This is a genomic window from Prochlorococcus sp. MIT 0701, from assembly GCF_000760295.1.
Taxonomy (GTDB): Bacteria; Cyanobacteriota; Cyanobacteriia; order PCC-6307; family Cyanobiaceae; genus Prochlorococcus.
Map to the genome: position 1 here is coordinate 64,654 of NZ_JNBA01000036.1, position 23,098 is coordinate 87,751.

The 23,098-nt window shown below is 50.1% G+C and carries 23 protein-coding genes and 1 pseudogene; 15 read left to right on the forward strand and 9 right to left on the reverse strand.

The features are described from left to right. Positions 1 to 25 precede the first annotated feature (25 nt). From EV12_RS09300 to EV12_RS09310, 3 genes are all read left to right on the forward strand, one after another. Entirely contained in the window at positions 26 to 709 is a 684-nt protein-coding gene (locus tag EV12_RS09300; RefSeq protein ID WP_036914808.1) for a pilus assembly protein PilZ, read from the forward strand. 17 nt (positions 710 to 726) lie between these two features. Next, the gene (locus EV12_RS09305; RefSeq protein WP_193742210.1) at positions 727 to 1,305 is read left to right on the forward strand and encodes a chorismate lyase; all 579 of its coding nucleotides are present in this window, start codon (positions 727 to 729) and stop codon (positions 1,303 to 1,305) included. Between the two features lie 87 nt (positions 1,306 to 1,392). Next, positions 1,393 to 1,842 carry a hypothetical protein gene (locus EV12_RS09310; RefSeq protein ID WP_036914810.1) on the forward strand — a complete coding sequence of 150 codons (450 nt, stop codon included), beginning with the start codon at positions 1,393 to 1,395 and terminating at the stop codon, positions 1,840 to 1,842. 15 nt (positions 1,843 to 1,857) lie between these two features. Here EV12_RS09310 and EV12_RS09315 read toward each other — a convergent pair whose 3' ends face one another. Together EV12_RS09315 and EV12_RS09320 are read right to left on the reverse strand one after the other, a co-directional pair. Continuing rightward, entirely contained in the window at positions 1,858 to 2,379 is a 522-nt protein-coding gene (locus EV12_RS09315) for a hypothetical protein (RefSeq protein ID WP_036914811.1), read from the reverse strand. 105 nt (positions 2,380 to 2,484) lie between these two features. Further along, on the reverse strand, positions 2,485 to 3,033 hold the full coding sequence (locus EV12_RS09320) for a SprT family zinc-dependent metalloprotease (protein ID WP_036914812.1): 549 nt from the start codon (positions 3,031 to 3,033) through the stop codon (positions 2,485 to 2,487). Positions 3,034 to 3,154: 121 nt separating this feature from the next. Between EV12_RS09320 and EV12_RS09325 the strand changes: the two genes are divergently transcribed. The 5 genes from EV12_RS09325 (at position 3,155) to EV12_RS09345 (ending at position 10,306) form a co-directional block, all read left to right on the forward strand. Then, positions 3,155 to 3,574: a hypothetical protein gene (locus tag EV12_RS09325; RefSeq protein WP_036914813.1), complete on the forward strand. Its 420-nt coding sequence runs from the start codon at positions 3,155 to 3,157 to the stop codon at positions 3,572 to 3,574. 24 nt (positions 3,575 to 3,598) lie between these two features. After that, complete coding sequence (gene ligA, locus EV12_RS09330; protein WP_036914814.1) at positions 3,599 to 5,689, forward strand: NAD-dependent DNA ligase LigA; 2,091 nt, start codon at positions 3,599 to 3,601, stop codon at positions 5,687 to 5,689. Positions 5,690 to 5,729: 40 nt separating this feature from the next. Continuing rightward, positions 5,730 to 5,909 (forward strand): hypothetical protein, encoded by a 180-nt coding sequence (locus tag EV12_RS09335; protein WP_036914816.1) that lies wholly within the window; start codon positions 5,730 to 5,732, stop codon positions 5,907 to 5,909. A gap of 817 nt (positions 5,910 to 6,726) precedes the next feature. Continuing rightward, positions 6,727 to 8,022 carry an ABC transporter substrate-binding protein gene (locus tag EV12_RS09340; protein ID WP_193742206.1) on the forward strand — a complete coding sequence of 432 codons (1,296 nt, stop codon included), beginning with the start codon at positions 6,727 to 6,729 and terminating at the stop codon, positions 8,020 to 8,022. 52 nt (positions 8,023 to 8,074) lie between these two features. After that, a complete protein-coding gene (locus EV12_RS09345) occupies positions 8,075 to 10,306 on the forward strand; it encodes an adenylate/guanylate cyclase domain-containing protein (RefSeq protein ID WP_036914820.1) in 2,232 nt (743 codons plus the stop codon). 519 nt (positions 10,307 to 10,825) lie between these two features. Here EV12_RS09345 and EV12_RS09350 read toward each other — a convergent pair. Continuing rightward, the gene (locus EV12_RS09350) at positions 10,826 to 11,443 is read right to left on the reverse strand and encodes a TVP38/TMEM64 family protein (protein ID WP_152562382.1); all 618 of its coding nucleotides are present in this window, start codon (positions 11,441 to 11,443) and stop codon (positions 10,826 to 10,828) included. A gap of 353 nt (positions 11,444 to 11,796) precedes the next feature. Between EV12_RS09350 and EV12_RS14955 the strand changes: the two are divergent. Then, positions 11,797 to 11,889, forward strand: a pseudogene (locus tag EV12_RS14955) (BBE domain-containing protein); the annotation flags it as partial. A gap of 37 nt (positions 11,890 to 11,926) precedes the next feature. Here EV12_RS14955 and EV12_RS09355 read toward each other — a convergent pair. From EV12_RS09355 to EV12_RS09375, 5 genes are read right to left on the reverse strand one after another with little or no spacing between them, the layout of a single operon-like run. Further along, positions 11,927 to 12,715, reverse strand: coding sequence for an ABC transporter permease (locus tag EV12_RS09355; protein WP_036914822.1), 789 nt, complete (start codon positions 12,713 to 12,715; stop codon positions 11,927 to 11,929). A gap of 1 nt (position 12,716) precedes the next feature. Further along, the gene (locus tag EV12_RS09360; protein ID WP_036914823.1) at positions 12,717 to 13,514 is read right to left on the reverse strand and encodes an ABC transporter permease; all 798 of its coding nucleotides are present in this window, start codon (positions 13,512 to 13,514) and stop codon (positions 12,717 to 12,719) included. Next, positions 13,511 to 14,488 (reverse strand): ABC transporter ATP-binding protein, encoded by a 978-nt coding sequence (locus EV12_RS09365; RefSeq protein WP_036914950.1) that lies wholly within the window; start codon positions 14,486 to 14,488, stop codon positions 13,511 to 13,513. Before EV12_RS09365 ends, EV12_RS09360 begins: the two co-directional genes overlap by 4 nt. A gap of 4 nt (positions 14,489 to 14,492) precedes the next feature. Further along, positions 14,493 to 17,300, reverse strand: coding sequence for a valine--tRNA ligase (locus EV12_RS09370; RefSeq protein WP_152562380.1), 2,808 nt, complete (start codon positions 17,298 to 17,300; stop codon positions 14,493 to 14,495). Between the two features lie 60 nt (positions 17,301 to 17,360). Further along, positions 17,361 to 17,810 carry a hypothetical protein gene (locus tag EV12_RS09375; RefSeq protein ID WP_036914825.1) on the reverse strand — a complete coding sequence of 150 codons (450 nt, stop codon included), beginning with the start codon at positions 17,808 to 17,810 and terminating at the stop codon, positions 17,361 to 17,363. 58 nt (positions 17,811 to 17,868) lie between these two features. On the opposite strand from EV12_RS09375, the gene EV12_RS09380 reads away from it, so the two are divergent. The 3 genes from EV12_RS09380 to EV12_RS09395 all read left to right on the forward strand — a co-directional run bounded on the left by EV12_RS09380 (position 17,869) and on the right by EV12_RS09395 (position 19,843). Next, entirely contained in the window at positions 17,869 to 18,126 is a 258-nt protein-coding gene (locus tag EV12_RS09380) for a hypothetical protein (RefSeq protein WP_036914951.1), read from the forward strand. 887 nt (positions 18,127 to 19,013) lie between these two features. Beyond that, entirely contained in the window at positions 19,014 to 19,340 is a 327-nt protein-coding gene (locus tag EV12_RS09390; protein WP_036914829.1) for a hypothetical protein, read from the forward strand. Between the two features lie 137 nt (positions 19,341 to 19,477). Beyond that, positions 19,478 to 19,843, forward strand: a complete 366-nt coding sequence (locus tag EV12_RS09395; protein WP_036914831.1) for a 2Fe-2S iron-sulfur cluster-binding protein — start codon at positions 19,478 to 19,480, stop codon at positions 19,841 to 19,843. A 106-nt stretch (positions 19,844 to 19,949) separates the two neighbouring features. Here EV12_RS09395 and acsF read toward each other — a convergent pair whose 3' ends face one another. Then, complete coding sequence (gene acsF / locus EV12_RS09400; protein WP_036914833.1) at positions 19,950 to 20,999, reverse strand: magnesium-protoporphyrin IX monomethyl ester (oxidative) cyclase; 1,050 nt, start codon at positions 20,997 to 20,999, stop codon at positions 19,950 to 19,952. Between the two features lie 212 nt (positions 21,000 to 21,211). On the opposite strand from acsF, the gene EV12_RS09405 reads away from it, so the two are divergent. The 3 genes from EV12_RS09405 to pdxH all read left to right on the forward strand — a co-directional run bounded on the left by EV12_RS09405 (position 21,212) and on the right by pdxH (position 23,051). Beyond that, a complete protein-coding gene (locus EV12_RS09405) occupies positions 21,212 to 21,517 on the forward strand; it encodes an ArsR/SmtB family transcription factor (protein WP_011131561.1) in 306 nt (101 codons plus the stop codon). Beyond that, positions 21,517 to 22,185 carry a pentapeptide repeat-containing protein gene (locus EV12_RS09410; protein ID WP_036914835.1) on the forward strand — a complete coding sequence of 223 codons (669 nt, stop codon included), beginning with the start codon at positions 21,517 to 21,519 and terminating at the stop codon, positions 22,183 to 22,185. Before EV12_RS09405 ends, EV12_RS09410 begins: the two co-directional genes overlap by 1 nt. A 197-nt stretch (positions 22,186 to 22,382) precedes the next feature. Beyond that, the gene (gene pdxH, locus EV12_RS09415) at positions 22,383 to 23,051 is read left to right on the forward strand and encodes a pyridoxamine 5'-phosphate oxidase (protein ID WP_036914837.1); all 669 of its coding nucleotides are present in this window, start codon (positions 22,383 to 22,385) and stop codon (positions 23,049 to 23,051) included. The last annotated feature ends 47 nt before the right edge of the window (positions 23,052 to 23,098 follow it).

The following is a 23,098-nucleotide window of genomic DNA, read 5'->3' on the forward strand; positions in this document are numbered from 1 at the left end:
GGTTGGATGTCATTGAAAACCAACGGTGCCCTCTCAGCTCACCACCTCGCGGGCCTACTGGAACCTACGAGCTGAACAGGTAATGGACCGCGTCTTCCACGAGCAAGACAAACATCTGACCCCTGCCAGGCTGCATGTCCACGAATCACTAAAGGCGAAGCTACCTCAGTGGCAAACTCTTACTCTTACTGGTCTTGCCACTACGGGGCTAATCAGCAGTGTCTGGCTAGCTCACAACTGGCAGGCCTCCCAAGCCCAGCTTGACCGAGAACGAAATTTGCTAGTCATGGAGCGGCTCAGAAAGTTACCCGCCGCATCTCGAACGACCACCGAAGGACCCAGCAACAGCTCAAGCATTAGCGCCCAAAACACAAACGCTGAGCTGGCAGGCCTTCCCCAACCTCCGCTTGATCCTGATTGGGTCCAAAGCTTGGAGCCTGTCATCGTTCCCATCCGCGAAGAAACGTTCTCCAGCAACTCAAGTCACTTTCAGGACAATGCAAGCGAAGTACCCGTCCTGGTAGGTGTCGTGCATGGCCCTAAAGGCAGCAGCTCAGCAATCTTTCAGCTGAAGCAAACCTCCACCTCCGCAACACCCGGAGAGAACATCGGTAGCAGCAACTGGCGCTTGGACTCTGTCAACGCCAATGGTGCCGTCATCAAAAGTCAAGGCCAGCAACGTCAGCTCAACATTGGAGGCGCCTTCTGAACCAAACACCCTCAGGACTGATCTCGCCAGCACGGGTCTGGGACGCCCCTAGCAAGGCAGTGCTCTCTGGTGAAGGCCCCTGGCAACTGCCCGGACCCTGGCGATTGATGCTGCTTGGGGATGGCAGCCCAACCCGCCACCTGAGACTGCTCACAGGCCATGAAGTGCAAGTCAACCTCATTGCCATGCAACCGGAACCCAATCCTGATGCAACAGCCCCGCAGGAAGTTCGCGAACTCAAACCACCTTTACTAAGGCGCCAGGTGTGGTTGATCTGCGACTCCCATACCCTGGCCTGGGCGGAAAGCTGGTGGAATTACGCTGAAGCCGAAAAGCATCTCCACAATCGCAATCAACCCATCTGGGACAGTCTCACAAAAGGCCGCTCCGAACTGTTTCGTGAAGTCGACGGACTGGGGCTGGTCGCTGCCGATTGGCTCGAATCCGCATTCGGCCAAACAGGGCCATTTTGGAGCCGGCATTATCGCTTCTTTCGCCAAGAGCGTGAACTAACAGTGATCCGAGAAGTTTTCAGCCCTGAGCTAGAGAAATGGCTCGGACCCACTCCACGACAAGAGCTTCAACTCTGTTCATGACCAGAGCTCTGGATTTGTCGATTTTTAACTTGACAACTTGCCAACTCTTGTGCTTTCGGGAAGATTATTAAAGCGGTTCCCCTCTCCATGGCACCCTCTCCAAGCTGGCTGAGCCTCACTGATCTGGGACGCATCTACGGCATCTCAGCGATCAATTGCGGCCGAGCTCTACAACTACAGGGCTTGCGCGATCGACATGGACGACCAACTCCAGGAGCCCTTGAGACTGGTGCAGCCCATAAGCACGGTCCACAAACCCCTCCACGCACAGCTCTCTGGAACGCCAAAATCTGCAAAGGCTTGCTTGAGAAAAGCGGCTACCAACCAATCAACCGAACACTTCAGGTGGAGCAATGGGCCCAACTGCTTGAGGCCCTTGAAGAGGGATCTCCCTCCATCAATGCAACAGCAGAGCAAATGGCTGAAGATCTGCCTGAAGAGCTGGTAGGTGACGTCAATGATCAACTCGCCCAGCGAGGCTGCCCTTTTCGCGTAGCGCTCAAAACACATCAGGCATATTTCCGCGCTGCAGCCTGATTGAAGCGCGCACGCTCAATCGCGTCGACGACTGGAACGCGGCAAAGGTCGCCGCTCAAGCGGTCGCTTCAATGATTCTGATGCGCTTCGGTTTGAAGCGGCCTCAGGATTAATCCGCTCTGATGGGCGACGCTGCCAACGATCAACCTGGAAGGTGGACTCATCGGGCCAGTCATCCTCATTAGGCACAACCTCACTGCGAGAAGACGCAGGTTGAATCAATGGGGGAACACGGCGAGAGATCGCTTCCAGTGGTCGCTTCACTCGCATTTCAGTGGACTGAGGCTCGGACTGCCAAGGCTCCAGCCAACCATCGTCCTCATCCTCTTCCAACAACCATTCAAGCTTGTCACCAACCCAGCGACCAACCGTTCCCAAGTTCGCAGCGGAACGACGGTCTGTACGACCAGATCCACGCTGTCCTGGGCGGGTGCCGGCCACACCATCAACCAACTGACGACCTGTCTCAAGCCACTGATCCAAACGACGATCCAACGGATCCCTGGACCTTTGGCGACGTTGACGACGTGTATCCATGCATCGACGTTACCGGCGCCGCCGCTGCAACCACTGCTCCCGTTGCCAACCGATTAGGGCAATCGAGACCCCACTGACCTGAAGCACCCAGAAAAACATGTCCACTCAGGTCTCCGGTGACGCAGGTTCATAGACGAACACACAGCTGGCATGCCAGCTACCCCCATAGTGACGGTCGCAACATTGCCGACAAGCAGCGCGATGAACACGCCGCTGATAAGGAGAACGAAGCCCACAGCGAGGGCAAACCGCCCACCACCGCGGCGGCGTTTTAGGCACGGGAAACTGATGGCGCACACTCACCTGAAACTGGTTCTGGGCAGCGTTAATGGCGGCCATCCGGGCATGAAAGTTGGGGCCATGACTCTCCTTTACCTGCAGTACAAGATCAATCCAGGCATGGATCATTTCGTGGCAAAGAGTGCTTTCAGTGGCGGTCTGAGGCAGAAGCTCCAGCAAAGGACGGGAAAGAACAATCTCGCAGCCATTGCGGCCGTCAACCCTTAAGCCACGACGATAAAAACCTGCTGTCTTGCGCAATCGACCATCACTCCACCGCACAGACAGAAGGGGCTGGGATCCAATCGCCAGTGCGCCATTGAAGTATTCCCTATTGAAGCGATGAAAAAGCGGCAGCAGAGGCACCAGGGGCATTAATGCGCGTGGGGTAGGCCCTTAAATCAAGCTTTGACAGTCTGCCCACTTCACACAATCGCTGAAGAACCATATTTCTGAAGTCGGTCAGTCAGACTCTCTTGTCAATTGCATCAAGACGATGGATCTAGCCCTGGCACGGGACATTGGGACCAAAGCCCTACTAGCTGGCGCTGGAGCCCTACTGCTCTACTGGACCATCACAGCCGTCAGGCTGGTCTTCAGTGCAAGAGGCATCAACCCCTTGGTCAAGCAGTTCTTCACTCAGGTGGCAGCAGGTCGGATTGATGCTGCCTACCTACTCACCACCAAGACCTATCGGCAGCACGTCAACAGACAACAATTCATCCAATTCCTGGCCGGTCTGAAACTCAACCGCTACCGCAACCTCAAATCCGGTCGGCCTAGGCTCCAAGAAGGCCAGGTCATCCTCACAATCAAACTCAAATCTGATGGCAAAGATGAATTAAAAATGGATTTCACATTCAGCAAGATTGACGATGCATGGCGAGTCGATCGCATTGTGCCCCTCAATTCATGACCGATCGTTCTTAAGACAGCTGCGGTGACCCCGACGTCGAGAACACCCCCAGAGCGGGCAGCCGAACTACGCCAACTACTCAATCAAGCCGCCCACTCCTACTACGTGCTTGATACACCAACGATGGAGGATGCCGTCTACGACCGCCTCTATCGCGAGCTACTGGACCTAGAAGCCAAAGATTCATCGCTACTCACCCCAGACAGCCCCACCCAAAGGATTGGTGGAGCCCCTGCTCAAGGCTTTGCAAGTGTTGAGCATCGCATCCCATTACTCAGCCTCGACAATGCTTTCAATCTTGACGAACTAACGGGCTGGTACGTCCGACTCGTCAAGCTGCTTGGTTATCAGACCAAGCCTAAAACGCCTCAACCTGATCTGTCGATGGTGGGCGAACTGAAGATCGATGGCAACGCGCTAGCCCTCAGCTACGAACACGGCGTACTCATACGCGCAGCCACCCGCGGTGATGGCGCTAATGGAGAGGAGATCACGGCCAACGTCCGCACCATTGCCTCCATTCCGCTGCGATTACAACTCGTGCATCCGCCAGCCTGGCTGGAAGTGCGAGGAGAAGCGTTTATCCCGAATAGCACCTTTGCAGACATCAACACTGCCCGAGGAGAACGGGGCGACGTAGCCTTTGCCAACCCCCGCAATGCCTGTGCCGGCACGTTGCGGCAACTGGATCCCAAGGTGGTGGCCTCACGTCAGCTGGACTTCTTTGCCTACACCCTGCATCTACCAGGCAACTGGCAAGCGAAAGCTCATGATCCAGCCAGACCCATGAACCAATGGGCAGCATTGCAATGGCTCCAGGCCATCGGCTTCAAAGTGAATCCAAACACCACGTTGCTTACGGATTTAACTACGGTAGAAAACTTCTTCAAGCTCTGGGATGACGATCGCCATCAACTTCCATACGCCACCGACGGAGTAGTCGTAAAGCTCAACGACTTACAACTACAAGAAACCGCAGGTTTTACTCAAAAGGCCCCACGTTGGGCGATTGCACTCAAATACGCCGCTGAAGAAGCCCCAAGCAAATTACTAAGGCTGACCTGCCAGGTGGGACGCACAGGCGCCGTCACACCTGTGGCTGAATTCGAAGCGATACCACTAGCAGGTACAAGTGTGAGCCGCGCCACACTGCACAACGCCAATCGGGTCAGCGAGCTCGATCTCCATAGCGGCGACACCATCGTGGTGCGCAAGGCCGGCGAAATCATCCCGGAAGTGATAGGTGTGTTGAGAGAACTACGACCTGCAGGAGCACAGACACTAAAACTGCCTCATATCTGTCCGGAATGCCGGTCAGAACTAGTGCGGGAAGAAGGCGAAGCAGCAACACGCTGTGTCAACAACAGCTGCCCAGCGATCCTGCGCGGAACATTACGTCACTGGGTCAGTAAAGGAGCTCTGGATGTGGATGGCCTCGGCAGCAAGCTGATCGAACAGCTGGTAAACCGCGGCCTAGTGCAATCAATTGCTGACCTCTATGCCCTAGAGGCAAGCCTTCTGGCAAGCATGGATCGCATGGGCAGTAAATCAACAGAAAACCTGATAACCGCCCTTAAAGCCTCCAAAAGCAAGCCCTGGCATAAGCAGCTCTACGGCCTGGGCATCCACCACGTCGGCGAGGTCAACGCTAAAGCCCTAGCTAAAAAGTTCCCCAGCGCCGCCACACTGGCCAACGCCGCCTGCAAGGCACCCGAACAAATCACGTCAGTGTTCGGAGTCGGCAACGAAATTGCGCAGTCACTACAACAATGGTTTGCCACCCCCGCCAATCAACAGCTTCTGGCCAAGTTGGAACAGCTAGGCATCTCCCTGGAAGCAAATGAAGACGAGCTCGCCCACGACACAGATCAAAACCAAAGAACGGTCAGCCTGCAGGGCCAAACCTTTGTCTTGACTGGCACTCTGCCAACCCTGAGCCGCAGCGAAGCCCAAGCCCTGATCGAAGCCGCCGGTGGCAAAGTCAGTAGCTCTGTCAGCAAAAACACCAGTTATGTGGTGGTTGGTGCTGAAGCAGGCAGCAAACTGAACAAGGCCGAGAAACTTGGAGTCAAGCTACTTAACGAGGAGGATCTGCTCAAACTTTTGGCCAGCTGAAGTTCTCCATCCCTAGGCTTTTTAATCACTGCATAAGAGCATGACCCAAGCAAACATCAAGTCCTGGATCAAAACAGCCTGCGGACGTGCCAAATATGCAGATCTGGCTCAACGCACTGGGGTGCTTGCACGCCTCCGGCTGAGCTGGTTCGTTTTCATTGCTGCCCTAAGAGATTGGCGGCTCAAGAACCCAGATCAACTGGATAGTTCGGAACCCTGAAGCGCAAATCAAACACACCGCTCACCCGTCAGACCATAGAAGCCAACGACGCTATAACAAGCACTGACAAAGAGCAGCCACCAGCCGTACGTCCCTAGCTGAACAATCCCATCTGAGCCAACCAGTGAACACAACACAAACCCAACCACTACCAGAGCTAGTGACAACTACAAAGGAAGGTTAGCGATTGAACCCTAGCTCATTATTGTACAGCTTGGTCTATAAGTTAATGTGTAATATTGACCTGATCAGTATAGGTCCATTATAACAATGCAAAGGCTAAATTCAAACAGTCAGCCTGAGAAGATAAACAAGCAAGTAGAAGAGGATATTTAAAAAGACAAGACCTCATTGGCAAGGCTAAATTATGGCTGAGCACTTATCATAAGCATTCATTTTTAGCCAAAATGTGTTTTGCCTTGGCTACTCGATTTAACAGGTGTGGATACTAATTTTACCTCCTCAATTTAAAACTGGATTCACGTTGCAAATCCTTTAGAGCAAAATTTGATCGCATCAAAGCCGGAAATGAAGAGCTGTCAGCAATAATCACATTGATTGCAGAAGCCTAAAGAACAAAAGTAGTCAGGCTGGCAACCAAGTCAAATCAAAGCTCCCAGGTGTCAATATTTTGCGAAATATATGGGCTTTAAAAGCTCATGCGGGAAGTGCATTAAAATTTTAAAAAAGAGTAACCACTGCCCTTTGGATAATATGAAAAAAGTTAATCAGAATGAAAAGGCGTAATTTCCTACTAAAGATTCTAGCAGGTGTTTCACTAGCTTCTTGTGGACAGTTTGACAGGCATATTTTTACGTTGAGCTCGAAAGACAAAAAACCACTTGAGGTATGGTGGGAGAAGCCCTTTTATCCCGAAGAAAGAGATGTTGTAGAACTGATATTCCAGCAGGCAGAAAAAAGAACTGGGGTGAAGGCAAACATCACCTTTATAATGAATGACAATAGGCAAGCTCTAAGCGAAACGCATAATCAAATTCTAGGGGATGGATTCATTCCAGACATTTATTATGGTGGAGGTTCGCTAAAGAGCCTTGTGCCTAACCTTGCTAAAAGCAATAAACTGCTTGCTATTGACGATATCATTTTACCTTTAGAGAGTAAATTTGTTGATGGAGTGATTAATAACGTTACCTACAAAGATAGCGATGGCTTGAACGAAGCAATTATTGCGGTTCCAGTATCATTCAACGGGGTTTATATTCACTATTGGAAAGACTTGCTCGCTGCCATCAATCATCTTTCTAAGTCACCTGCAATTCCAACCGACTGGTATGGGTTCTGGGATTTCTGGAAGCAAAACCAAAGGCTGGCTAAAGAAGCAGGTTTTAATCAAACCTATGGCATCGGTTTGCCAATGTCAGCCAACACATCTGATACTGGCAATATATTCAACTTATTCCTAGAAGCTTATGGAGTAACTATAGTAGATGAATTGGGGAGGCTTGTACTAAATCAAAAAACCCAAAGGGAACGAGCCATAAAGGCACTCACAGATTACACAAGTCTCTATACAGAAAAATATGTACCTCCCGATGCAACTCAATGGACAGATGCTGACAACAATATTCGATTTCTAAATTACAATACTCTTATGACAGCAAATCCCACTTTATCAATACCAGGTTCACAAGCATTGGACGAAACTACTTATTACAAGCGAATGGGGTCTGTAACTTGGCCCAATGGACTGGACGGTAAGCCACTTAAATCTGTTTTAGAGGTAAGGCAGCTTGTAATCTTCAATAATGAAAGGTCTCAACAGGCGAAAACAGTTGTTAATTCTATGCTTCAAGATTCTAGTTTCGATAAACTCATAGAAGGCTCACAAGGGCGCTATTTGCCAGTCTTTAAGTCTGCTATAGAAAGCCAATTCTGGAACGACGCAAAAGATTACCACATTATGGCAGCAAAAAAAACTGTGGAGTTTTTCAGGCAACCCTATGCTGTTAAAAATAAGGCCTATAGTGAAGTCATTGAAAAGCGTGTATGGAGTGAAGCGATTGAGGCTGTTGCTCTGAGTACGGTTGGTGTTGAGGTAGCCGTCGACCAAGTAATTTTTAGGATCGAGGATATCCTTAACCAAGTAAGTTAGCGACTCCTTAGTCAACCTCTTGCAAAAACAAAGCCTTTAGCTTCAACCCTCTATGGATCCCCAAAATGTTGATCCAGACTCTAGCAATCAAAGTCAATCGGCATGTAAGCAAAGAATTAACCCCAAAAATAACAAAAAATCCTCCGCAAGAGGAGAGTTATCTGTTACAAAAAAGATTTATTCACTGGCCAAAAGGAAATTCGAATTTACTCGAGGCCTGCAATTTACGATTACAGCTCAAATCATCTCAGTTATTGCCATTTCTTTTTCTATAGGCAATACACTTCTGTATCGCACTGCTTCTGAGAGGCTTCTTGATCAGACCTACCAAAGATATAATGATCATATAAATATCTATGTTAATAGTATAGAGCGTTGGGAAAAAAATATCAGAAATACAATGCATGCCTTGAGTGAAAATCCCTCTATCAGATCGCTAGATCCTGAAATAATCAGTATTGCTTTGAAGCCATACTTCAAACTTAGTCCAAATCGAGTTTGGCGACTATTTGACGAATCAGGAAAACTATTACTGTCAAGCAACGTCGAAGAGATGAATATACATAATAGAAAGATTATTGAACTGCGACTAAATCAAAAAGATGGATATTTAAATGCCTTGGAAGGGCAATTTAACCTTGGCGTTGATTTCATAAGATTCGGTACTCGCATTGAAGGTTGCTTGGCTGCCCATCAACCAATATTGCCAAAACCATCGATAGAGTTAGAGGTTAATAAAGTAAGGCCTATTGGTGTACTTAGATTTTGCCTTCCACTCTCAAAAATGGCAGCTGACAGTGGAATCTCAGGTTTCACTGAGTTCAACATGGACAATAAAAATAATTTCGTGTCTAAGAAAGCATCAAGTCAACTAAAAGCCGCCAATCATTTGGAAATGCATAGAGGTGATTACTCTGGCCAGATCTTTTATATAGTCACTCAAAAAGGAAATCTGATTTTCCCTACCGCTACAGCTAAAAGCTTTGATCACATCACACTGCTACCGCCCAGAAAGCTCATTAACTCAACATGGGGGCGTATTACAGAAAAAATTCTTGGCCAGTATTCTCCCGACAAATTTAAAAAGCTAAGTCTTAATGATAATAACTTCTATGCCATATCTAAAAAAACATCACTTGGGTTCTCAGCAATTGGAATCATTGATGAGCAAACAGTATTTAACCCATTAAACAAAATTTTAAAAAGGCTTCTTACTCTTCAAGTCACTATTCTACTTATCATTAGCATTGTAAGTTATTTAGCCTGCAGTCAGTTGACCAAGCCATTACGTGTGGTTATTGAAAAAATCAATAACCTTAGCAATCTAGATCTATCTGACGAATCTGATGAACCATCATCAAAAAATTGGATTCTAGAGATTAATCAGGTTACAGACTCCATTGCCAAGCTATCCAGGGCCATGGATTCATTTACAAGATATCTACCAACCGAAGTAGTACGCAATTTACTCAATACAAACCGCAGGGCTGTACTTGGCGGTAGCAATCAAGAAATTGCAATTATGTTTACAGATGTCGCTGATTTCACAAAATATTCTGAGACCTTGCCTGCGAAGGAGCTTTTAAAGCATCTCAACGATTACTTTAACGAGCTAACAAAATGCGTAAAAGTTGAATCAGGTACAATTGATAAATATATAGGAGACTCATTAATGGTCCTATGGGGTGCTCCAGTTGAGCTTGCACACCCTTGTCAATGCGCTTGCAATGCCGCACTTGCTATAAGCGCAGCCTCTAAAAAGCTTGCCAATCAATGGAAAGCTAAAGGTATCAGAATTCATTTTGATACCCGTATAGGCATTCATTACGGCAATGCTATTGTAGGCAATGTTGGCTCCATCAATCGTTTTAACTTTACGGTTGTAGGAGATAGCGTTAATTATGCGAGTAGGATTGAAGGGGTTAATAAAAACTTTGGTTCTGAAGTCATTGTCAGCAATAGCGTACTGACGCAACTCTCAAAGGAAGGAACGCTAAACAAATTTTGCTTTAAGCTCCTCGACGCAATTCGTGTCAAGGGCAAAAATGAAGCTGCCAAAGTGTATGAATTAGTCGATCACACCTTTCATGTTGATCCTCAAATTAAGGTTCAAGTTGAGATTTGGAACAGGGTTATGAATATCGCAATTGAACAAAGTTCATCGCAAGGGTTAAAGCAATGGGAAATTGAATCATCAGCTTATAAAAATGAGCCATTTATGCAGAAGCTAAGACAGGCTGTCTTAGCAACAGCCGATAGAGATGGGGCATTAAACATCCTATAATCCCAGGCAGGCTGTCTTATCAGCATTCAGCATCGCCAATCTCTAGCCGCGATTCATCACCAAACTAATCGCACTCAAGTTGCTTTGGAAAACTCTAGCTTCTGCAGTAACGAATACTTACCAGCAAGTCAGCACAACCATAGTCAAGCCAAACTCATTCAAGTTATCTCGGCTGATGGCTATGACGCAAATGAGAATGGTTTCAATTGAGACTTGTACTATTCACGCAGCAAGCTTGAACAATTAATTCAAGGGAATTATTAATTACTCCTGCTTTAAAAAGTATAAACTTTGTCATAAGGCGAATAAGTAATAAGATCTCAATAATAAGCCATCAGAAGCTGAGGCACTCTACAAATAGAACAATACTGCTTTCAGGAGAAAGAATATGGCCAAAATTCAAGATTGGCTAAATATAAAATTCAGGCTCTCAGGAAATCCAGTTACCGAGCATCAATGCAAGTTATTCAAACCCGGCCACCTCGACTTGTGGAATCAATTTCGTCTTTTTCAAGCAGATCAACTGGATGGCTCGGAATCCTGAAGAGCTCGCTTGGCTGCAAGGCCTACCAGCCATACCACCACAACCGTGGCCAACACCCCAACAATCCTAAGAGTCCAGGTAGCAGGGTCAGCCTGGCCAGAAAGAACATCCCCAAATCGCGCCACATCTCCAGCCAGGGCACCAAAACCACAAAACAAAACAGTGCCAGGAAGAATGCCGATCAAACCGATCGAATAATCCCGCAGGCTCACCTCACTGAGGCCATATGCCAGGTTGAGCAAACTAAAAGGGAACGCCGGAGACAGGCGGGTTAAGAGCACCAACTTGAGACCTTCACGACTCACGGCCTTCTCAACAGCCTGCAGTTTTGGCACAACTGCCAAGCGACGTCGAGCCCAATTCCTTAGCCAATAACGTCCAAGCAGAAAGGATGCCTCTGCACCCAAGCAGGCACCGACAAACACCAGCAAACTGCCTAACCCAGTTCCAAAAAGCGCACCTGCAAGCATCGAGGCCCATACGCCTGGCAGCAACAAGGTGACCCAAAGTGCATAGAGAGGCACAAACAGAACTGCACCAATAGGTGTCTGCAAGAAAGGCAGCCAAGACTCCAACCAAGTCCCCGGATCCATCAACACAAGCAATCTGCATGCAACACCAATACATCTCATACTCAAGATTCATGCAGAGTTGGCGATGCGTCCGCACAAACTTCTGCAGCAAGCCTGATTGGCCACTCTCTCCGCCATAGGCCTACCAGCACTTTGGCGACAAGCGAAAGCTACAAACACAACAGCAGCCATCAACGAGCTTCGCCGATGCCTCGTCTCACGTCTAATCAGAGCCACACTTGCTTGGGCAAAACTACAAGCAACAACAGGATGTGAATCGTGCCATGGCCCTAATTCGCACAGCCACACCTGGCACCAGCTCCTACGTGAACGAAGGTAATTTCTTCGAACCAAACTGAAAACAGGAGTTCTGGGGCCCGAACTACGAACAGCTTCTGAGCATCAAACGGGGTTACGACCCCACCAACCTTTTCCGAGTACACCATGGTGTCGGCAGCGACACCTAAATCCAGACCTCAAACCAATGCACACCAGCAACACACATCAACTCGAAGCTGATGTGTAATAGCGCAAAGCGAACAGCCAAAAAGCCCGGCTTCCCACAAAAAAAATCACAGCCAAGAACAATCCCAAAACCAACATCTGCATGGCCGCACGACCAAGGATGACCTCTGCTGGAACCGTGGTCAAAAAAGCAACCGGTAACACCAAAGTGAACACCAAGCGCAGAGTCGGTGGATAGGCACTCACTGGGAACCGACCGGAAGCCAGCACGGCCCGTAGCACTTCAGTGGCATTCCAGGTCTTCACGAACCAGATGCTCGTAGCAGCAATCACAAACCACAGGGCATAGAGAATCACACCGCCTACACAAAGCATCAAAACAGCCACCAATAATGTGCCAAGGCTGAAAGATGCGCCTGCCCGGGATGCAGCCCAAACGATCAAAACCAACCCCAACCCCATTTCCGGAAGGCCCGCCGGCGCCATGATTCGTAGCGATACCCAGAACTGGCTGTCGATCGGCTTCAACAGCACAAAATCCAAAGTTCCCTCACGCACGTGGGTGACAATCGCACTGAGATTTGGGCGCAGCCAGGTGCTTGAAACGCCATCCAAAAAGGTGTAGATGCCCTGAACTACAAGAGCAGCTTCCCAGCTCCAACCGCCAAGTTCTCGCCCCTGCCCAAAAAACAAAGACAGCACAAAGATGCTGCCAGCCAAACTGCCAACCATGGCCAACAAATCAATCAGCATGTTGGCCTGATACTCCAACTGCCCAGCCAAGGCCGTAGCCCAAAAACGTTGCAAACTGAGCAAGTAGCGCCCCATCTCAAGCCCCCATCGCTGTATAGCGACGCACACCAGCGCGCCAAGCCATCAACACCAAAGGCAGCAATAACGCTACCCAAAACAACTGAGCCGCAAAACCAGCCACAAAATCAACAGGCAAACCCGCCAGCACTCGTGCTGGAAAATCAATCAGATAGGGAAAAGGGGTCCAGAAACTAGCCGTTCGCGCCGCATCTGGGAACGCAGCAAGAGGGACCAACCAACCAGAGAAATAGAGATATGGAATTAGCAGCAACCGCTCTAAAGCACTAGCCTTCTCACTCCAAAAGCAAAGTGCCGCAATCAAACTCTGTAGCAAAAAATTGATACTAAAAGCCAACAAGATGGCCAGACAAGCCAACAAAAACTGGCTAAGCGACGGTAACCAAAAAGACGTTGGATAAAGCAGGAAAAAAATGGCTGCGATCCCAATAGAGAAAGGGAACCGAGTAACTCGTTCAGCCACATGAGCAGCCACATAACGCCAAAGTGGATGCAGAGGCTGGAGCAAAAAGGGAGATAAACGCCCGAGCAAGGCATCTTCCTCAAAGGCAAAAACCACCCAAACCACTGAAAACTGACGCACCATGAAGGCACTGAGGTAATAACGGGCCAAGCCCACCCCCTTGAAGCCAAATGACGCTCCAGCGTCACTTTGACTCCAAAGGCTCAACATGATGAAAGGCAAGACACCCGAGAGAGCCCAAAGGGCAATCTCAGCGCGATACTGAACCATGTTGGCGTGCTGAGAAGCCAACAAGGCCCTAACCACCGGCCAAGACAAGCCAGCAATCTTCATACCACCCTCCCCTTACGAAAGAGGCTGCCGATCAATTCATCGATCGGTGGATCATTAACTTCAAGATCCAAAACATCAAAATTGGCCAGCAGACGTGCCACAACAACAGTGAGCTCACTACGTGAAACCAGAAGACGCACAGCGCGATCATCCAGTGCTTCCAACTCGCCATAACCGACGAAGTCTTCCGGGGAAGCTGACCTATTGAGCTCAAGACGCACCTGACGGAAAGGAGAGAGGCTCGCAGCTAATTCATCAAGACCACCATCGTGAATGAGCTCTCCTTGATCAATCAACAACACCCTCGAACACAAAGCAGTGATGTCGGCCATGTAGTGACTTGTCAGCAACACCGTTGCGCCCGTTTGACGGTTGTACTCGGCCAGGAAACGACGCACCCTGGCCTGAGCATTCACATCCAAGCCCAGGGTCGGTTCATCAAGAAAAAGCACAGAGGGACGATGCAATAGGGCCGCTAATAACTCAGCCTTCATGCGTTGTCCAAGGGACAACTTGCGAACCGGGCGGGTGAGCTCTTCACCGATCTCCAACATCTCCGCCAACTCATTAATGCGATATCGGGCCTCCTTCTCTCCAATGCCATAGACCGCAGCATTGACCGAGAGCGAATCGAGTGGCGGCAAGTCCCAGATGAGCTGCTGCTTCTGACCCATCACCAAAGTGATCTGCTTGAGAAAAGCAGCCTGACGTCGCTGAGGCACATAGCCAGCGACATGCACCATCCCCGCGCTGGGATGTATTAAGCCGCAAAGCATTTTCAAGGTGGTGGTTTTACCCGCACCGTTGGCACCAAGGAAGCCCACCATCTCGCCTGGCTCGATGGTGAAGCTCACATGACTAACCGCTTGAACATCATGAGTCTTGCGGCGAAAAAAATGGTTGAGCGTGCCAACAAAACCAGGAGTCTTATCCGCGACTTGATAGGTCTTACTGAGCTGCTCTACCTCAATCACCACATCAACCCAAATCGGACAACCGCTGACGCGCAAGCTCAGCCTGAGCCTCAGCCTCAGCAAGGTTGGCTTGGCATTCCTCAACTACGTTCGGCGGAGCTTTGATTGCGAAATTCGGATTGGCCAAGCGACCCGCCAGACCAGCAATCTCTTTCTCTGCCTTAGCTAAATCCTTCTCCAGGCGACCCTTAAGAGCATCCAGATCCACCAATCCATCGATGGGCAGCAGCACTTGCAACTCTCCACTAACGCCGGCCAAGCAGCGCTGCTTCAGATCAGCACTGGACACCACCACCACGCTCTCAGCACGCGTGAGAGCTGTGATATCTGCAGTCGCCTGCTCCAACAAAGCGGCCAGCTCACGGCGGCCTGTAATGAATTGAACCGGCACCGTCTGAGCTGGCTTCAGACCAGCAACTGCACGCAAGTTACGCACCACCCGGATGGCCTCAATCAACTCCGTAAACGACAGCTCAAGATCGTCATCAAGAGATGATTTGTTGCTTGCTGGCCAGCTTTGCAAAGCCAGAAAAGTATCTTTCGGCGCACCTGTTAACCCATGCCAAAGTTCCTCGCTCAAATGAGGCATTAATGGGTGAAGCATCACCAATAGATCACCAAGCACCTTGGCCAACACCTGACGAGCTGTGCACTGATCCGCCAGAACTTCATCACTGGGATCTTCACCCGGATGCAGCCGTCGTTTACTCAGCTCTAAATACCAGTCGCAAATATCGTTCCAAGCGAACTCATAAAGGCATTTAGCCGCCTCACCAAGGCGATAACTGTCGTAGCGCGCAGCAACATCGCGATTCATGCGAGCTAGGCGAGAAAGAATCCAACGATCCGCGAGCTGCAAGCTCGCGGGATCAGGCTCACCCAGCGACGCCGGCGTTTCTCCACCCAGATTCATCAGGGCAAAACGAGTGGCATTCCAGAGCTTATTAGCGAAGTTCCGGGCCGCCTCCACCGTCGCGGAGGTGTCACTTTTGCGGTCGTAATCCAAGCGGATGTCTTGACCAGCTCCGGCAACTTCACGCACCAGGGCAAAGCGCAGAGCATCGGTGCCATAACGCTCGATTAGCAACAACGGATCAATACCATTGCCGGCACTTTTGCTCATCTTGCGATTCTGCTCATCCCGCACCAAGCCATGGATATAGACGTCCGCGAACGGCATGCGACCGGTGAAGGCACCAGCCATCATCGTCATCCTCGCCACCCAGAAAAAGATGATGTCGAAACCTGTGACCAAAGTGCTGGTGGGATACCAACATTCGAGGTCTGCACTCTCTTGATCAGGCCAGCCCATGGTGGAGAAGGGCCAAAGACCACTGGAGAACCAGGTATCAAGAACATCCTCATCCTGCTGGATGACCACAGCCTCTCCAAACTGATCACGAGCCTGCTGCCATGCCTCCTCCTCCGAGCGAGCCACCAGATAAGGAGTGGCATCGGTCAACTGATCGTCAGTCTCACTGACAACAAACCAAGCAGGAATGCGATGGCCCCACCACAGCTGCCGGCTGATGCACCAATCACGAATGTCAGTGAGCCAATCGCGATAGACCTTTTGCCAACGATTGGGTACGAAGCGGGGTGCTCCATGGTCCAGACACTCATGGCAACGGGCCGCTAGAGGTTCCATACGCACGAACCACTGAGTGGAAAGCAAAGGCTCCACCGGCACCTTGCCCCGATCGGAATAAGGAACGCTATGGCGATGGGGCTCCACTTTCACCAATAGGCCCTCCTCCTGCAAGGCCGCCACAACTGCCTTGCGAGCCTCAAAGCGATCAAGCCCCTCAAAACGACCGGCATGACAATTCATGCTTCCGTTTTTGTTCATCACCGTGATCTGAGGCAAGTCGTGCCGCTGTCCAATCGCAAAATCGTTGGGGTCATGGGCGGGTGTCACCTTGACGCAACCAGTCCCGAAATCCTGATCCACATGATCATCAGCAATCACGGGAATCTCTCGCCCCAGTAGGGGCAATGTGAGGGTTTGACCCACCAAATGGCGATAACGAACGTCGGCAGGATTCACCGCAACAGCCACATCGCCAAGCATGGTTTCAGGGCGAGTTGTGGCCACTTCAAGATGAGTGGTGCCATCAGCGGCCGGGCCACCCGTTAGGGGATAGCGCAAGTGCCACAGATGACCATCGACTTCCTTCATCTCAACCTCCAAGTCGCTAACCGCCGATCCGGAAGCCGGGCACCAATTCACGAGGTACTCACCTCGATAAATCAATCCCTGCTCATGCAAGCGAACAAACGCTTCACGGACAGCCGCACTGAGGCCTTCATCCAAAGTGAAGCGCTGACGCTGCCAGTCAACCGAGTAACCCAAGCGGCGAAGCTGATCAACAATCCGCCCACCGCTTTCCTCCTTCCAGGCCCAGGCCCGTTCAAGAAAGGCATCCCGCCCTAAGTCATAACGACTGATCGCTTCAGCCTTGAGCTGCTTTTCAAGAATTGTCTGCACAGCAATCGATGCGTGATCGGTCCCAGGCAGACAGAGCACATTTTTTCCTTGCAAGCGCTGAAAACGCACGATTGTGTCGATCAGAGCCGTATTGAAGGCATGCCCCATATGCAAACTGCCAGTCACGTTCGGAGGGGGGATCACTACCGAAAACGGCTCGCCTGCAGCCTGTGGGTCAGGGTGAAAAGCACCACTCTCCTCCCATGCGCATTGCCAGCGACTCTCCGTACCAGCTGGGTCGTAGGTCTTAGCAAGGGCATCAACGACCTGAACAAAGGCTGGGTCTGCGGTGCTCAGCTCAGTCACGGTGGAAGTGGACGGCATTCGAACCATGCTCGCAAAAGGCCGCGGCGCATCCATTACGGCTCGAAACCATCACCCGCATCACTGAGCAACTTTCCAAGGAATAGCAACCAGCGCATCAAGCCTTTGCCAGCGACTGCGATCGGACTCAACCCTTTCCAGCAACCCCACCTGATCCAATGCCCTGGAAGCCTGCTGGGGTGTCACTACGGCCCCAGGTGCTATGGGCATCACCAGTACCTGGGGCTCAGCTGGATCAGCCATAAGCTGCAATTCGAGCTCCTCCAAGGTTCGTTCGTAAAACAACCCGCGCAAGCGACCCGTCAACCTCGGCCCCAGAGCTTCGGCAAATAACTCAAGACTCTCGCGCTCTCCCGACAACCCACAGTTCAGGGCCATCCAGATCAGCAACTTGGCCCAACTATCCACAGTCCAGAGCGGCTGAAAGCTATCCCGGTGCTGCCGCACCAGCTCAGCCAAAGCAAAATCAACCAATTTGCCCTGAAACAGACTTGCTTGGGACTCATCCATGGCAGACATCCTCTCCTCCAGCAGGCAGACTGATGAGGTGTCTAATCCGGCAGGGCCCATGACCCTGGATCTGAACGATCCCGAACTCGAATTTTCGAATTTGGTGGATGCCTACATCACGTGGGTATTGGCCGTGATCAATGATGAGAAGCTCGAATCTGAGGATCAGCTGCTCACTGATGACATCTCTGAAGATGCGCTCAATGCGATGCGCTTCCTTCCAGGAGACGTGACCAGCGCCATTGAAACCAGCCTGGCGCGCGTCTATGACGTTGATGCAGAAGAACTCGCCAATCTGCTTTTCCCAGAAGACTGAACTTGCTCGCTGATCCCCTGAGCTGCTCATGAGCTGCCTAGGCAGCATTCGTTAGATCTTCTTCATTGATCGATGAGGCATGTTTCCACTGGATGCCAGATCTCCCAAGCAGACATGGCACTTGGTGGCACCTCCATGGAGCTGATGATCAGATGGGCAAAGTTAATTCAGCGAAACTGGCAAGGTAAACATGTTCGATCAGAACCATTCAGGCATGGCAGCATCAGCTGGCTGAACACACTTGAAGCACGAGCTTGAAAGCAAAGCGGATAACTCAGGCGAAGCTTTTCAAAGACCAGATCTGGAAACTTGAGCTCTAGGAATAGTGTCCAACAACTAATCAGGCCAAAACAGGGCTGATCAAACGGCCTGCTCGCAATCAATAGCAAGGATCGTTGAGAGGTGTTCCCTCAGTGATCACAGCTCATCCATAAAACTCAGAGCGATCTCCACTCCAGCCATTGGTCAACCCGCCCAAAATCACCCACGCTGAGGCAACAACTAAGACGACTCTTGCGAAAGGGAACAATGGCCCAACAACAAACTGCGCCAATCCTGAATATTTCGGACACGCAGAGGAGGCCGCCTGAAGAGATCGCCTTGGCAGTGCTGCTCTTAGCGAGTAGCGCTAATGCAATCGACTAACAAACTGAAAACAATGTGATTGATGCCTTTAGATTCCGTTCAATCGCAATATCACTGCAATCTTCTTGAAAAATCAGCCAAGTAGAGCAAACAACCAAACTGGAGAAGGCAGAGACGAAAACCCGTCAAACAATCAAAGAAACGCCCTGCCACTGCCACTCAAGGCTCAGCTCCTTCCTGCGAAGACAAAACAACTTGGCGTATAAGATTGATTTAAAGGATTTCTCTAAGCACTTTTCACCATGTCAGAGACCCAAGCTCTCTATGTACTGTTGGCACCTACCGGCCAACTCACCGCCAATGGGCAATTACGAGAAACAATTCGCGAACGCCGGAAGCGCAATGGAGAGGATGTAGCTTTTTGGTATCTTTCTCCCGAACTGGTTCAAAAGTTTAATCTTCCTGGCAAAGGTGTTGAAGCAGTGGTTGCCAACGAACTAACAGCAATCAATTGGCTAAAAATGCGCTTCGGTGGTGAGAGTTGCACCATTCAACTAGATGTTGATCAATTACATGAACATGCAAGCTCATTACCACCAGCGCCCACAAATAGGAATCTAAGTAGTTAAGAAATGGGTCGACTGGTAGTTTATGCGGGCGACAAACAAGCGGCAAGTCGACACAACAAACCAATCTGCTAGCAAAGCATTAAAAAATACCTATCCTTACTACATTGAAAAAACACTTTCACATTCTTGCTACTCATATGACATCCCTTCACAAGATCACAATCCACCACCGCCAAGCAGGCCGCACAATTACTTTTGATGTGCCAGATGGCGAATATATTTTGCGCTCTTTCGAGTCACGTGGAGAGGAGCTGCCTTTTTCATGCAGAAATGGCTGTTGCACAACATGCGCCGTAAGAATTTTATCCGGCGAAATGGATCAAACGGCTGGCATTGGCCTTTCAAAAGAAATGCGCGACAAAGGATATGGGCTGCTCTGCGTGGCAAGAGCAACTGGAGATCTAGAAGTTGAGACTCAGGATGAGGATGAGGTCTACGAAATGCAGTTCGGTAAATATTTAGGGCAAGTTAAGTCAAAGGCAGGCAGCCCTTTTGATATATAAGCATCATCAAAAAACTTATAACTAATTAGCCCAGAGGAATATATTGAGTACTATTTTCAGAAAAAAACTCTCAGGGATTTGCGAAAGTCTCTTCAGTCTGGAGGGTTTATCCGTAGCGAACTGCATTCGTTTGCTGCATTGGCAAGGCAAACTGTCTAAGAATCAATGCCACAAACTTACTTAGAGCTACCGGCTTAGCCAATCCAGAACTTTCCCTCCAATTGCGGAATGCCTGCAAAATCTGCATACGCATCTCCAGGAATTTACCATCATCGAAGTTATAAACCCAAGGGAATGCATTGCGTGATGTGTGATTGGTTTGCACAATCACCTCCTCATCAAAAAGGACAGGGTCGATACCCAAAAGCTCGTAAAAATCACCCCGCTCACAAACAGTGAGTGTGTGAGTAAGAAAAACACTCCAAAGGAAAAAACGGCTAAGCAGCTTGCCTCTGAAACCTTTGGTCATTCCTGGCCAGCAACGCATCATCAGATTGATGCAATCACCATGACGATTTTCGTCCTGACACCATGGCTCAAAAAAGTCAAATAAAGGCGCACATACCTTCTGTGGATTATCATTCAAGTGACGGTTAATCAGGATATAGCGCCAATATCCAATCTTCTCTGAAAGATATAAAGAATAGAGCACCCAGCTAAGGGGGAAAAATGTAGGAGCTCTTTTGTTCCCTAAGTTTGGCAAATCAACATTGATCCCCTCTGCTTTCAACGCTCTACCAAGAAAACCTGCATGACGAGCTTCGTCTCTTGCCAAAAATGTAAAAAACTGCCCTAATTCCTGCCGACCTGCCTTCTTGAATCTATTTGAGATCTCCTTAAAGAGTAAAAATCCAGAGAATTCAGAGACAACAGAGCGAACAAGGTAGCTCTCGTAAACGGCTTTATCCCCAGGCGAAAGTTCAGCAAGGCGCTCTAGAGAAGCCTTGCGATCAAAATGTTTAAGATTATAGTCTGCTTCCATCTCTTTAAACATTGCCTCAAAATCTTTTCTGGCGATGTCAAGATCGGTTTTGGCCGCCTTATCGAATTCTGTTGTGTAAAAACGTGGTGTTAAGAGGTTGTCATCAAGGTGTGGGGGAAGCTCATTCCTCCCTTGTCCTCTCATGGCAGGAGCAGTCGCAGTAGTGGCCGTCATCACCTTGCTCTAACTGGGAAGTGATTATAAGGCCTTTGCTTTGAGAATCGAACTTTGGCTTAGGCAATCGACAAATGCGCCGTAGATCCAAGCCACAAACCACGGGAGCACACAGTCTCAGCTAAGACCAATATAACGACATGATATTAATATGTCTCATCAAATCCCAACTTGTCACGCTAAGTTTATTCTGTTTTGTACAAGTCAATGGCATGGAGCTCCTCGCCGAATACTTCAAAGTGTTCTCAGAGCCCAACCGCCTAGCAGTCCTCGAGGCACTCAGGAGCGGGCCTCTAAACGTAACGGCCGTTGTTGAAAAAACTGACCTAAGCCAGGCCCTGGTATCCAAACACCTGAAGCTGCTGACCATCGCTGGCGTGGTTCATCGCCGCCCCGAAGGCTCCCTCGTGTACTACGAGGTGATGGACAAGGCTGTGTTCAAACTGATTAGCCAGGCCCAAAAACTGATCATGACCGCCCGCCGCCAACAGCTCGACGAGCTCTCCTCCATCATCTGATGGAGGGAACCCCTTCCCTGGGACCACAAAACCTCGACCAATTACGACAAGCCCTTGCTGATGGCAAACGTTTTTTTCCAGGGCTTCAGCTCAGCCAGGTGGATGGTCTTGATCTCGATCTCTCAGGCTGTGAACTGGCCGGCAGCTGTTTCAAGGAAGCCCGCTTCGGTCATGCCCAACTGAGCAATGCCAACGTACAGGGCTGCTGCTTTCAAGAAGCCTTGCTATGGGGGGCAGATCTTTCCGGGCTCAACGCTGAGCAATCGTTTTGGCACGAAGCCGATCTCTCCGGATCCCGCATGCAGCAAGCAAACTTCAGCGATGCCGTCATGCATCGCTGCTGCCTCAGAGGCGTGATTGCTGCCAGCAGCACATGGCATACAGCCCGGCTAGTGGAGGCAGATTTCCGGTCAGGACTCGATCAACTCACTGACCTAGGCAAAGCAGATTTCAACAACGCAGACCTTAGTTATGCCCTTCTGCAGAGAGCCAATCTGCACGGAGCCAACCTGCTTGGCTGCTGCCTATACGGCACATCCTTCTGCGAGGCCGATCTACGCGAAGCGGACCTACGTGGATGCGATCTGAGAAACAGCAAGCTAGAAGGAGCCATGCTGGAGGGAGCCCGTCTAGAGGGAGCCCTGCTCCCCGAGGGGGTGAAACCTTAAAACTCAACACCAAACCATTGATGAGCCCATTACAAGGCGCTGATGCTGATCTTTATCAGTGCGGCAAATTCAGATATTGCTAAACCGCTGCTGGAAGGATTAGGCCTCAGCAGTAATACACCCTGCTAAACAGATAGAACATAAAGCGGCGGGCCCAAGCGGCATTGGCTAAGGATCCTCTTAACCCCATCGCTCCCATGGGTGCACCCTCCCCTGATCAAGACATTGCAGCTCTTAGGAGGAATTACCAAAGAGCCAGCCTGCGCAGTGTCGACCTAGATGCCGATCCAGTGGAGCAATTCCGTCGCTGGCTTCAGCAAGCCATCGCCGCTGACCTGCAAGAATCCACCGCCATGGTGCTCAGCACCTTTGATGGCAAGCGCCCCAGCAGCCGCACAGTGCTACTCAAAGCCTTTGACAAGCGCGGATTTGTGTTCTTCACGAATTACGGCAGCCGAAAAGCCCAAGAGATTTCTGCGCATCCGAATGTGAGCCTGCTATTTCCCTGGTATGGCCTTGAGCGGCAAGTTGCGATCATGGGCCCTGCTGAGCGCATCAGCACAGCTGAATCTCAGGCCTATTTCAGCTCAAGGCCCTTCGGGAGTCGTCTTGGGGTCTGGGTATCGCAGCAAAGCCAAGTGATCAGCTCGCGCCAGATCCTGGAAATGAAATGGCAAGAAATTCAACGTCGCTTCGCCAATGGTGAAGTACCCCTACCTGAGTTCTGGGGTGGCTTTCGGGTGGCTCCGATTGAATTCGAATTCTGGCAGGGACGCGAGAACCGGCTAAACGATCGATTTCGCTACCGGCCCCAAAAAGACAGCAACCATGCGCAAACCTGGCGCATCGAGCGCTTAGCTCCATGAATTAATTGATCAAGATGAGCTTGAGCCGCAATGGCTTTCTGTCAGCT

Coding starts and splice junctions, on each gene's coding strand:
- EV12_RS09375 (WP_036914825.1), bottom strand. CDS start 17,810: ATGGATGAGTCCCAAGCAAGTCTGTTTCAGGGCAAATTGGTTGATTTT.
- EV12_RS09380 (WP_036914951.1), top strand. CDS start 17,869: ATGACCCTGGATCTGAACGATCCCGAACTCGAATTTTCGAATTTGGTG.
- EV12_RS09360 (WP_036914823.1), bottom strand. CDS start 13,514: ATGAAGATTGCTGGCTTGTCTTGGCCGGTGGTTAGGGCCTTGTTGGCT.
- EV12_RS09405 (WP_011131561.1), top strand. CDS start 21,212: ATGGAGCTCCTCGCCGAATACTTCAAAGTGTTCTCAGAGCCCAACCGC.
- EV12_RS09390 (WP_036914829.1), top strand. CDS start 19,014: ATGTCAGAGACCCAAGCTCTCTATGTACTGTTGGCACCTACCGGCCAA.
- acsF (WP_036914833.1), bottom strand. CDS start 20,999: ATGACGGCCACTACTGCGACTGCTCCTGCCATGAGAGGACAAGGGAGG.
- EV12_RS09325 (WP_036914813.1), top strand. CDS start 3,155: ATGGATCTAGCCCTGGCACGGGACATTGGGACCAAAGCCCTACTAGCT.
- EV12_RS09335 (WP_036914816.1), top strand. CDS start 5,730: ATGACCCAAGCAAACATCAAGTCCTGGATCAAAACAGCCTGCGGACGT.
- EV12_RS09310 (WP_036914810.1), top strand. CDS start 1,393: ATGGCACCCTCTCCAAGCTGGCTGAGCCTCACTGATCTGGGACGCATC.
- EV12_RS09320 (WP_036914812.1), bottom strand. CDS start 3,033: ATGCCCCTGGTGCCTCTGCTGCCGCTTTTTCATCGCTTCAATAGGGAA.
- EV12_RS09350 (WP_152562382.1), bottom strand. CDS start 11,443: ATGGATCCGGGGACTTGGTTGGAGTCTTGGCTGCCTTTCTTGCAGACA.
- EV12_RS09395 (WP_036914831.1), top strand. CDS start 19,478: ATGACATCCCTTCACAAGATCACAATCCACCACCGCCAAGCAGGCCGC.
- EV12_RS09355 (WP_036914822.1), bottom strand. CDS start 12,715: ATGGGGCGCTACTTGCTCAGTTTGCAACGTTTTTGGGCTACGGCCTTG.
- EV12_RS09370 (WP_152562380.1), bottom strand. CDS start 17,300: ATGCCGTCCACTTCCACCGTGACTGAGCTGAGCACCGCAGACCCAGCC.
- EV12_RS09345 (WP_036914820.1), top strand. CDS start 8,075: ATGGATCCCCAAAATGTTGATCCAGACTCTAGCAATCAAAGTCAATCG.
- pdxH (WP_036914837.1), top strand. CDS start 22,383: ATGGGTGCACCCTCCCCTGATCAAGACATTGCAGCTCTTAGGAGGAAT.
- EV12_RS09315 (WP_036914811.1), bottom strand. CDS start 2,379: ATGGATACACGTCGTCAACGTCGCCAAAGGTCCAGGGATCCGTTGGAT.
- EV12_RS09410 (WP_036914835.1), top strand. CDS start 21,517: ATGGAGGGAACCCCTTCCCTGGGACCACAAAACCTCGACCAATTACGA.